Raw genomic sequence first — 10,415 nt, forward strand, 5'->3', positions numbered from 1 at the left:
TGCGGATGGCGTTCTTGAGCGTGGTAGTGATGTGCGATTGCCCCACCACCGAATCGAAGGTGACAGGGCGGTACTTGCGGGCCGATACGACGAAATGCTCCATGCGTGCAAGTTACGTTTGAGGGCGGGATTTTCAAAGGGCGTCAGCAAGCCAAGTTTTGCACCTTGGCCAAGGGATAGGCCACCCAAGTGCTGCTTATCCAGTTTGCTCTTTTACCAGAAAAAATGGGGGCTTCTGTAAGTTTTTCTGCTTTGTTGCAACCTATGGGGAAAAACAACTGCTATGAACTTTCCCAAAATCTTGCTTACCGTTTTAGTCCTGATGTACTTTCATTGTCCTCGAGGCTACGCCCAGTCTAAGCTAGTCGTTGACAAAGTGCTCCACGAATACTTAACCACGCAACAGCAGAGAATGAGGTTCAGCGGTGTGGTGATGGTAAGTATTGACAATCACATCATCTACCAGGACGTGGTAGGATTGGCCTCGCGCGAACTAAGCGTACCCGTTACCCCTAAATCAGTCTTCCGCATAGCGTCTATTACCAAGCAGTTCACCGCCCTCCTTACACTCTTGGCCGAGGAAGAAGACAGATTAACGTTGGCGGACTCGCTAGGACATTTCTTTCCTGAGCTAACCGATTCCAATTGGCAAAAAATTACCCTTCACCAACTCCTGACGCATACCTCTGGCCTACCCCACAATGAGGGCATTGCGAACTACTGGAACATCAAATCTTTCCTACCGTTGAGCGATAAACAGGCGATTGCCGAAATTTTCGATCTGAAACTATTAGCTGATCCCGGCAAAGAAACTCATTACTCAAGCCCCGGCTATTTCCTGCTGGCTAGTGTGCTGGAAAAAGTCTATCAGGACACCTACGCCAATATCGTGGCCAGGAAAATGACGGTTCCGCTTGGGCTGGCGAACACGGGTGTTGCTTCGTCGCGAAAAATAATCCCTCAGCTGACCAGCGCGTACCATATGCTGGGCGATTCTATGATGGTGGCTCCCAACCGTGATTTCAGTTTGATGAAAGGATCAGGGGATTTATACGCTTCGGCGGAAGACTTGACCCGATGGAACAGCAGACTTTTGGCCGACACAATGTGGACCGAGGAAATAAAGAAGAAACTGTTTTCTGTTCACAATCAGCAACCTGTGCACGGCAATGAAGACGCTTATGGGTACGGCTGGTTCATCAGATCCGGCGATGATCGAAAGCGGAAGGCATATTATACGGGTGGTGGTACATTCGGCTGCTCCGCTATTTCGGTGATCTACCCGAAAGAAAAAATGAGTATCGTAATATTGAGCAACGTGTCTGCCTTACCCGTCAACGAACTTTGGCACGATATAGAAAAAATTGTTTTCGGAGAAGATTTTGAATTACCCGTAATTCATATAGAACGACAACTTTCGTCGGAGCATTTGGGTAAGATGTCCGGGAAGTACGTGGCGGAAAATGGCATGGCGCTAAGTATTTCTCTATCGGGAAATCAGCTTTACGCCAAGTTGGGTAATAATCCAATTTTCGAAATATATCCTGAACAGCGATTCCGGTTTTATGGTAAGAAAGTAGAGGTGGCGCTACACTTTCAGTCCGATGAGGAAGGGAATATCACGCGGGTAGAGGCAGAAAGGAAAGGGCAGAAGGTCACCTTTTCAAAGCAATAATCGATGAAACAGACCGAGTTTCTAGCCCTTATCGATCAGCATCAGGGAATACTTCACAAGGTATGTCGCTTGTACCGCGATACCAGGGAAGATCAAGAAGATCTATTTCAGGAAATCATCTATCAACTGTGGCGTTCCCTGCCCTCATTCGTCGGTACGGCGAAGTTTACCACCTGGATGTATCGCATCGCCTTGAATACGGCTATGGCCACCTATCGAAAAAAAACGCCTCGACTCGTCTTTACTGACTCTTTCCCTGAGCGGGACAATGAAGATTGGAACGCAGAACAGCAACAGCGCGAGGAAAGAATGTTTGCCGCCCTGAAACAGTTGAACGACCCCGAAAAAGCATTAATCGCCCTTTATCTCGACGACCTAAGTTATCGGGAAATAGCTGAACTTACTGGCCTGACCGAGAGTCACGTAGGCGTAAAACTCAACCGCATCAAAACAAAAATCAAGAAACTTTTAAATATAAACTGATGGAACTCGACGACCTGAAATCTGACTGGAAAAACGTGGCTTCAGATAGGAAGCCCACCAAATCATTGCGCCAAATGATTCAAGAAAGCAAGCACCCGGTTTTGAAAGGAATTAAAAGACAGCTGGTTATTGAGACAACTTTGTTTTCGGTGTTCCTCTTGGCCTATTATAATGGGTTCGACGGGGATCAAAAACCAATCTACGCCAACGTATTACTAGTGGCTGGCGTGTTGCTGGTGATATTTCATAATATTTTGGGCTATCTATCCACGCGAAACATTGTCGCAGGTTTTGACCTGAAAGAATCGCTAAAAAACTACCTGGCGAAAATTAGAAGGTACGCGATTGTGTCGGTACTATCGCGGGTGGTCGCTTTCCTTTGCTTGATCTTATTTTTTACCTCGACTATTTCCTTTTCCAATAGCAATAAGTACCTTATTTTATTGGGGATACTATTAATATTTTTTGTTCAAATCTTCTTTCTATCAAAGCTTTGGAGAAAAAGGATCAAGAGTTTGGAGGTCGTGCTAAGTCAACTCGGCGAATCGTGAGATGATAAGTTACGGCTGAAGGTCACGAATAAACTACCTCCCCAAGCTGCAAATCCTTCTTCAAGCCGCGTATAGTCGTATTCTTGTCGATCACCACTAACTCCACACCCAGCATTTCTGCCAAGTCTTCGATGTGCTGGGTCGTCAGATTTTGGCTGTAAACCGTATGATGCGCTCCTCCGGCCAGAATCCATGCTTGCAGCCCCAATTCCATACTAGGTTGTGGTTTCCAAAGTACCCGCGCGGTAGGTAGTTTGGGAAAATCCTGCGTGATTTCGACAGCCTCCACCTCGTTGACCAGCAGCCGAAAACGATTACCCAAGTCTATTAATGAAACATTGAGCGCTGAACCCGCCGCGCCATCGAACACCAGCCGGACGGGGTCCTCTTTACCGCCGATGCCGAGCGGATGCACCTCGCAGCGCACTTGCCCGGCGGCGATCGTGGGGCAGATTTCCAGCATGTGCGAGCCGAGCACCATTGAGTTTTGGGAGTCGAAGTGATAGGTGTAATCCTCCATGAACGAGTTACCGCCCGGCAGACCCGTCGCCATCGTTTTCAGCGTGTGAACCAGGGCGGCGGTTTTCCAGTCGCCCTCGCCGCCGTAGCCGTAGCCCGCCGCCATCACCCGCTGCGAACCGATGCCGGGCAATTGGCGCATTCCGTGTAAGTCCTCGAAAGTATTCGTATAAGCCGAGTAGCCGCCATCTTCCAAAAAAGCTTTCAGGCCCAACTCGATGCGGGCCGCTTCGACCAGCGAGTCACGAATGGCTCCGCCTTTCACGAGGGAATTCATCAGCTGGTAGGTATCCGCATACTCCTGAATTAAAGCATTCAGCTCATTGTCTGTGACTTGGTCGATGATTTTTACCAGATCCCCCACGCCGTGGGTGTTGACCGAAAAGCCGAACATGATTTGGGCTTCCACCTTGTCGCCCTCCGTCACGGCCACCTGCCGCATATTATCGCCGAAGCGAACCACCTTCATCGTCTGCATCCGGTAGCGGGCCACCGCCACCCGCGCCCAGCCATCGATCTGCGCCAGAACGGCCTCACTCTGCCAGTGGCCGACGACGACCTTTCGGCTGATCTTCATGCGCGTGACCAGAAACCCAAACTCGCGGTCGCCGTGGGCGGACTGGTTGAGGTTCATGAAGTCCATGTCGATGTCTGCGAAGGGGATGTCGCGGTTGAACTGCGTGTGCAGATGCAGCAGCGGTAGTTGGAGGGCTTTCAAGCCGCCGATCCACATTTTGGCGGGCGAAAAGGTGTGCATCCAGGTGATGATCCCCACGCAGTTGGGCGTGGCGTTGGCCGCCTTGCAAACGGCCAGAATCTCCTCCGGCGTTTTGACCACGGGCTTGAAGACTACCCGCACCGGGATTTGCGAAGCCGAATCGAAAGACTCGGCGATGGTTTTGGAATGCTCGTCCACCTGCCGCAGGGTTTCCTGCCCGTACAAGTGCTGACTGCCCGTGACAAACCAGATTTCGTAAGACTTTAAATCAACCATTGTTTTCCGTGAATTTTCCCAGCGACTGGTACCGGGCGTATAAATTTTGATAAATAGGGACTTTTTCCGGGTCGGGCGAATAACTTTCGTCAAAACCCGATCCCATCGCTTTTTGGGCGGCGGCAAGATCCGCGTGAACGCCCGCCGCCACGGCGGCATTCATGGCGGCACCCAAAGCGCAGGCCTGATCCGAACTGGCTACCCGGATGGGCATATCCAGCACGTCAGAAAGCGTCTGCATCACGAAAGGTGACTTTTTGGCAACGCCGCCGATAGCAATTACCTGTTTGATGGGTACGCCTTCCTGAATAAACCGATCCACGATCGCCTTTGAGCCAAAAGCCGTGGCTTCGACAATGGCTTTGAAGAGCATCACGGCATCCGTTCCCAGGTTCAGACCCGTCAGGGTGGCTTTCAGGGTATGGTTGGCGTCGGGCGTCCTGCGTCCGTTGATCCAGTCGGTAGCGACGGGATCGTTTTCAGTCACGGGCAGCTTGGCGGCTTTTTCCGAGAGGTGGGGAATCAACTTTTCACTCAGTTTGTCGGCGGCTTCATCGCCCAGCAGTTCCCGCACGGGTTCGGTAATTATTTTTTGAAACCAAGCGTAATAGTCGCCGTAGGCCGATTGTCCCGCCTCGGTACCTAGCATCCCGGGAATGATGGAGCCATCCACTTGCCCGCAAATGCCTCTGATGAGCAAATGGCCGATTTCTTCGTTCGGCGCGACAAGCATGTCACAGGTGGAGGTACCCATGACTCGAACAAAGGCATACGGCTCGATCTCTGCTCCGACAGCGCCCATGTGGGCGTCGAAAGCACCCACGCCAATAACCACATTTTGGGGCAAGCTAAGCTTCTCGGCCCACTCGGGCGAAATCGTCCCCATCGCCTGGTCAGAGGTGTGGGTATCGGTGTAAAGTCGTTCGCGCAGGCCGGACAGCAGCGGGTCGAGTTTGGTCAGGAATTCTTCGGAAGGTAATCCGTCGAATTCATTATGCCACATAGCTTTGTGGCCCGCCGCGCAGCGCGAACGATTCATGGTCAGCGGGTCAGTGTTCCCCGTCAACACGGCGGAAATCCAGTCGCAATGCTCGACCCAGGAAAAAGCCTTTTCGCGGATGCTTGGGTCGGCCCTCAGGGTGCGTAGAATCTTGGCCCAGTACCATTCGGAAGAATAAATACCGCCGACGTACTTGGTGAAGTCCACGTCCCAGCGATGCGCGAGTTGGTTGATTTCCTCGGCTTCGGCGTTGGCGGTGTGGTCTTTCCAGAGGATGAACATACCGCTGGGGTTTTCGGCGAATTCGGGAAGCAAGGCCAGCGGGGTACCCGCCCGGTCCACCGCCACGGGCGTAGAACCCGTGGTATCTACCGACATGCCGACGACGTTTTGCCGGACTTCGGCGGGTGGCTCGGCTAAGGCACCTTTCATAACGCTTTCGAGCCCTTCGAGGTAATCGAGCGGGTGCTGCCGAAACTGCGAAACCTCTGCCTCGCAATAAAGTCCCTTCTTCCAACGAGCGTAGTAGTGGACAGCGGTGCCGACGCTTTCGCCAGTGCGGGTATTCACCACCAGCGCCCGGACGGAATCCGTGCCATAGTCGATGCCGATGGTGTATAGGTCTGTCAATTTATTTTTCATTTACGGGTATAGTGTTTTTTCAGTTAAAGCTGAATCTTCTGATTTTCTTCGGCAATGCGAAAGCCACGCTCTCGAACCTTGTCGCTTTCCACTGAATTGGGGCGCAGAACAGGATTGGTGTGGTTGAAGTGGATGAAATGAACCTTGTTTTTCTCCCAATTGGGCAGATCCTTTAACAAGTCCATAGTCTCTCGGATAAAGGGATGCGGTACTTCACTCATTGGTCGGGCAATTTCTCCATCCTGAAAGAAAGTACCGTCGATCAGCACGAAGTCGTTGGCCTTTACGACTTCTGCCAGGTTTTGCTCCAACTTCTGCCACTTATCGATGTCGGGAACGAAAAGCAGAGACTTACCCGCCGTTTTGATTCTGTAGCCCACCGTTTCCGAAAACTCATCCCGGTGCGGCACTCGGAAAGGCGTCACTTTGATGCGCTCATTCAGTACTAGTTCTTTACCCTCCGTAAGGGGCCGAATTTCAATATTCTGTAAGCTGACCAACTGGCTCCACGGGCCGTTATTTTCCAAAAAGGCCTTCATTTTAGGCATGGCGTAAACGGGCATTTTCTCCGCTCCCATCACTTCCCGCCCCAGGTGCATCAGTCCGGTATAATGCCCTATGTGGGCGTGGGTGAGGAAGATACCCGCGAGCGGTGCAGGATTTTTAGTCGCCAGTTCGAGTCGGTGGAGTTGGTCGGCGAAGTCGGGCGTGGCGTCGAAAAGCCAGCTTTGCCCACTCACCGGATCGACTATTGCGATGCAGGAAACCGACCCGTGCCGATTCTTGTCCAGCCACACCGCCCGGCAACATTCTTTCTGGCAACTCGCTTGCGGATATCCGCCGTCTTGTGCTACGCCCAGGATGATGGCGTAAGGATTCTGGGCAAAAGAGTCAAAAGAAAGGAGAGCCAGGATGATAAAGAACCGCACAGTTCTCATGATACAATGCGCTGAACGAGTTTTCTAAAATCTGCTGAATCTTTTTCTAGCTTGTTGGCATCCAACAGTTTCAGCAACTCCACGGCGTGTTTGATGATTTGGTATTCCCCTCTTCCGCCTTCGCGTGGATTTTGGGTAATTCTGATGAGTTCCTCTTTTGGATTGGCTATTTCTTCTGCTTTCCTCTTGCTCAACTTCTCTGATACAGTTTTGCCAGTTTTATCTAAACCATAAAATTTATCCAAAACCTCCGGCTGAGATAAAAACCAAGCTTCCATTTCCTGGATCATGTAAAATACTCTTTCAGAATGAGATTCAAGCCTGTGGTTTCGCAAGTCGGCATTTCGCTGCGTTTCGGCATCATCTAAATCAAGGAGTAGCAAAAAAATGTCGCCCGCCAATCTATTATTCAAAAATTTGTCGATAGTCTGTTCTTTTCCTCCTCCCAGAATAATTTTGGGAAGTTTTCCTGTCAGTTTTTGTTCTAATAGTTTTGTAAAACCCTGACGCAGATCTCCGTTTGAGCTATTGGGTTCTCCTTCGATAAAAAGTATGATCTTCTTAGCTGCCATACCTTACGCCTCCTAGGTCGCCTTGTTTCCACATATGCCCCAAGGCGAAGTCTTCGTACCAGCCTTCAAATACTTCTTTCGTGTAAGTATTCACAACGGTGGCGTTGCCTTCATCTTTCTCAAAGACCAGCACGTTCTCGATTTCAAAGTAGTTGAGCAGGCTTTCCGAATGCGTGGAAATAACGATGGTCGATGACTCGGACGCCTCTTTAACGGCGTCGGCAATGCTGGAAATCATATCAGGATGCAGACCTACCTCGGGTTCATCTATGCAAATAAATCGCCCTCGGTCGGGATTATACAGAATGGATAACAAGCAGAGATAGCGCAAAGTACCATCCGAAATATTGGAGACGTGTACGGCACTATCCAATTTGTTTTCTTCGATCATCAATTCGATATTTCCCCCAATAAAATTAAAATCAAAGCCTGTGAAATTGCTATTAACTTCGTTGAGCATATCGGTAATTTTACGATAGTATGGCTTATTGTTAATTTTTATTGTATTCAGCATTTGTGGCAAATTAGCCCCATCGGAAGCAAGGCGCTTTTCGGAAGTCGGAAGTACTGGCTTACGAATGGCACTTTTTGGTGTTGTATCGAAATAATCATATACTACAATATCCCGGATGGCTTTTTTCAGGGCTGTCAATGCGTAGTAACGGTCGGGGTCGTTTATTTCCTTCAAGGCTAATTCCTGAGAATCAAAACCATCGTATTTTATTAAACTAGTTTTACTACTATTTTCTTTAACTCTTTCATTGAGATAGCCTTTTCCGTTCTCAAATGTCAAATAAATAAATCCTTTTGAGTTCCTAATATTTTCTTCAACATAAAAATTTGAAAGACTTGAAGATTTCACGACATTTATCTCGTAGATTATATCATCTGTAAAATTGAATCCATTACCTTCTTTGCTTATCGAAGGCCCTTCAAAAGTGTAGCGAATGGTGCTGGTTTGAGCGTTTGAATCCTTAGAATTCCCCTTAAATAAAAAATTATCAATTCCCCCCAAATTGTCAAGGATGTGCTTTCTGAGTCCCACGCCCGCTACGCCTTCTTTTAGCAGCTTGACTGCTTTCAGAAAATTAGATTTTCCCGAGCCATTGATGCCAATGAGAATACTTGTTTCGGGATGCAGCTGAACCACGCACGAATCGAAACTATAAAAATTGGTTATCTCGATCGACTTTATCATAGGGGATGCACTTTGCGTTTGGAAGATGAGAGCAATTTACGACAAATTCACATTGCCTTCATTGCACCTTCTTCGGAAACACCTGATGGCTATCCGCCCATTTCTGCCACTTCTGGTTCATCTCCTGCACCAATTCGGGGCGCAGGGCGGCGAGGTCGCGGCGTTCGGTGCGGTCGTTTTTGAGGTCGAAGAGTTGCCAGGCACCGTCGCCCATTTTCCTGACCATCTTGAAATCACCCTTCCGCACGGCGCAGTATTCCTGGTGTTCCCAGAAAAGCCACTCGCGCTCGATAGGCGCATCTTTTTCGATGATACCCATCAGGCTCAGTCCCTCCATGGGTTTGATTTTCTGGCCGTTGTGGAAGGTAGTCGGGTACGTGGCTCCGCTGGCTTCCACGAGAGTAGGCATGAAATCAATCAGATGGCCGACTTCATTGGTGAATTTGCCCTGCCGATTTTTGGGCAGTTTGGGCGAATGCACGATCATGGGCGTGGCGATGCCGCCTTCGTAGGGCTTGACCTTGTACTCAAAGAAAGGCGTGTTAGAAGCATTGGCCCATCCAATGCCGTAGGAAACGCTGCTGTATCGCGGGTCATTGATGTAGCTGAATGGCCCCGAACCCAGCTCGTCGTAAAATTCGGCGCAGGCTCCGTTGTCGGCCAGGAAGATAATCATAGTGTTATCCATCAGCTTTTTGCTTTCCAGGTAGTCAAGTACTTTGCCCACGTTGTAGTCCACGGCATACACCTGCGCGGCATAGACTGCCATGCGGTAGGCCACTGTGTCTTTTTCCGACTGCTTCAATTTCTCCCAGGGCCGCACCCGGCTGTCGCGCCCGGAAAAGCCCCATTTTGGGTCAATCAGGCCCATCTTGATTTGCCCATCCAGCCGCTGCTGCCGGATTTTATCCCAACCTATTTTGTAAGTGTTCTTGAATTTGGCGATGTCTTTTTCCTTGGCTTGCAGCGGCCAGTGCGGGGCGTTGTAGGCTAGGTACCAGAAGAACGGGTCCTCGGTTTTTTGTTCTTTCAAAAACTTGATTCCCTCGTCCGTGAAGGCGTCCGTGGTGTAGTAGTCTGGGTCGGTAGGCGTGGCAAGTTTCTCGTTGTCCAGCCATACGCTACGCCCGCCCTGTGGTTTGAGGTAGCTGGAAGCTCCGGCCAGGATGCCATAATAGTGGTCGAAACCGCGCTGTAGGGGCCATTTCTCCTTGCCGTCCATCCCTACGTGCCATTTTCCAGTCATGTAAGTACGGTAGCCCCTGGTTTTCAGGACTTCGCCTAGCGTGACACATTCACGATTGAGGAAGCCCTGGTAGCCGGGCGTTCCCCAATGGTAGGCTTCGGGCCGCTCGGGGTCTTCGGACATTTGGCCAATGCCCGCCTGATGCGGATACAGCCCCGTGAGCAGACTGGCCCGCGTGGGACAGCAGCGGCCCGTGTTGTAAAACTGCTTGAACCTCAAACTACGCTTGGCCAGGCGGTCGATGTTGGGCGTCGGAATTTCGCCACCGTAGCAGCCGATGTCGCTCCAGCCCATGTCGTCCACCATGATGAGGACGATGTTGGGTTTTTCCATAGCGGGCTTCTGAGTAACGGACTTAGGCTGGGTCGGTGGCTCATTGGGGACGTGGAACAAAGAAAGCAGCGAAAGAATTGCGAGGAGAACTGGGGTCAGCATGATTCGTACGGGTTTTTATTGATGTAAAAAAAGCCAGTGAGGGGTATTTTCTCCCGCCTATAGGCTAAATTCTTTGGGCGGAGCCAACACCCGCTTCACCTTGACATTCCGGTAAAACAGCTCCGCGCCTTCCGATTGCAGGGCGATTTTACCGCCGCGCAG

At 50.4% G+C, this 10,415-nt stretch carries 8 protein-coding genes; 2 read left to right on the forward strand and 6 right to left on the reverse strand.

The genetic code is table 11. The features are described from left to right. Positions 1 to 283: 283 nt before the first annotated feature. Positions 284 to 1,675 carry a serine hydrolase domain-containing protein gene (locus tag ACEW8P_RS10365; RefSeq protein WP_373513010.1) on the forward strand — a complete coding sequence of 464 codons (1,392 nt, stop codon included), beginning with the start codon at positions 284 to 286 and terminating at the stop codon, positions 1,673 to 1,675. 3 nt (positions 1,676 to 1,678) lie between these two features. Next, entirely contained in the window at positions 1,679 to 2,158 is a 480-nt protein-coding gene (locus tag ACEW8P_RS10370; protein WP_373513011.1) for an RNA polymerase sigma factor, read from the forward strand. Positions 2,159 to 2,731: 573 nt separating this feature from the next. Here the strand turns inward: ACEW8P_RS10370 and araA are convergent. From araA to ACEW8P_RS10400, 6 genes are read right to left on the reverse strand one after another with little or no spacing between them, the layout of a single operon-like run. Further along, positions 2,732 to 4,222, reverse strand: a complete 1,491-nt coding sequence (gene araA / locus ACEW8P_RS10375) for an L-arabinose isomerase (RefSeq protein ID WP_373513012.1) — start codon at positions 4,220 to 4,222, stop codon at positions 2,732 to 2,734. Next, positions 4,215 to 5,864, reverse strand: a complete 1,650-nt coding sequence (locus ACEW8P_RS10380; protein ID WP_373513013.1) for a ribulokinase — start codon at positions 5,862 to 5,864, stop codon at positions 4,215 to 4,217. Before ACEW8P_RS10380 ends, araA begins: the two co-directional genes overlap by 8 nt. Positions 5,865 to 5,887: 23 nt before the next feature. Beyond that, on the reverse strand, positions 5,888 to 6,802 hold the full coding sequence (locus ACEW8P_RS10385) for an MBL fold metallo-hydrolase (protein ID WP_373513014.1): 915 nt from the start codon (positions 6,800 to 6,802) through the stop codon (positions 5,888 to 5,890). After that, complete coding sequence (locus ACEW8P_RS10390) at positions 6,799 to 7,374, reverse strand: DUF4276 family protein (RefSeq protein ID WP_373513015.1); 576 nt, start codon at positions 7,372 to 7,374, stop codon at positions 6,799 to 6,801. Before ACEW8P_RS10390 ends, ACEW8P_RS10385 begins: the two co-directional genes overlap by 4 nt. After that, positions 7,364 to 8,572, reverse strand: coding sequence for an AAA family ATPase (locus ACEW8P_RS10395; protein WP_373513016.1), 1,209 nt, complete (start codon positions 8,570 to 8,572; stop codon positions 7,364 to 7,366). Before ACEW8P_RS10395 ends, ACEW8P_RS10390 begins: the two co-directional genes overlap by 11 nt. Positions 8,573 to 8,630: 58 nt before the next feature. Further along, on the reverse strand, positions 8,631 to 10,253 hold the full coding sequence (locus ACEW8P_RS10400) for an arylsulfatase (protein ID WP_373513017.1): 1,623 nt from the start codon (positions 10,251 to 10,253) through the stop codon (positions 8,631 to 8,633). Positions 10,254 to 10,415: the final 162 nt, after the last annotated feature.

The organism is Persicitalea sp. (assembly GCF_041751555.1).
GTDB lineage: Bacteria > Bacteroidota > Bacteroidia > Cytophagales > Spirosomataceae > Persicitalea.

What these genes read in the sequence shown, in the direction of transcription:
- ACEW8P_RS10365 (WP_373513010.1), top strand. Translation starts at nt 284, where the DNA reads ATGAACTTTCCCAAAATCTTGCTTACCGTTTTAGTCCTGATGTACTTT.
- ACEW8P_RS10370 (WP_373513011.1), top strand. Translation starts at nt 1,679, where the DNA reads ATGAAACAGACCGAGTTTCTAGCCCTTATCGATCAGCATCAGGGAATA.
- araA (WP_373513012.1), bottom strand. Translation starts at nt 4,222, where the DNA reads ATGGTTGATTTAAAGTCTTACGAAATCTGGTTTGTCACGGGCAGTCAG.
- ACEW8P_RS10380 (WP_373513013.1), bottom strand. Translation starts at nt 5,864, where the DNA reads ATGAAAAATAAATTGACAGACCTATACACCATCGGCATCGACTATGGC.
- ACEW8P_RS10385 (WP_373513014.1), bottom strand. Translation starts at nt 6,802, where the DNA reads ATGAGAACTGTGCGGTTCTTTATCATCCTGGCTCTCCTTTCTTTTGAC.
- ACEW8P_RS10390 (WP_373513015.1), bottom strand. Translation starts at nt 7,374, where the DNA reads ATGGCAGCTAAGAAGATCATACTTTTTATCGAAGGAGAACCCAATAGC.
- ACEW8P_RS10395 (WP_373513016.1), bottom strand. Translation starts at nt 8,572, where the DNA reads ATGATAAAGTCGATCGAGATAACCAATTTTTATAGTTTCGATTCGTGC.
- ACEW8P_RS10400 (WP_373513017.1), bottom strand. Translation starts at nt 10,253, where the DNA reads ATGCTGACCCCAGTTCTCCTCGCAATTCTTTCGCTGCTTTCTTTGTTC.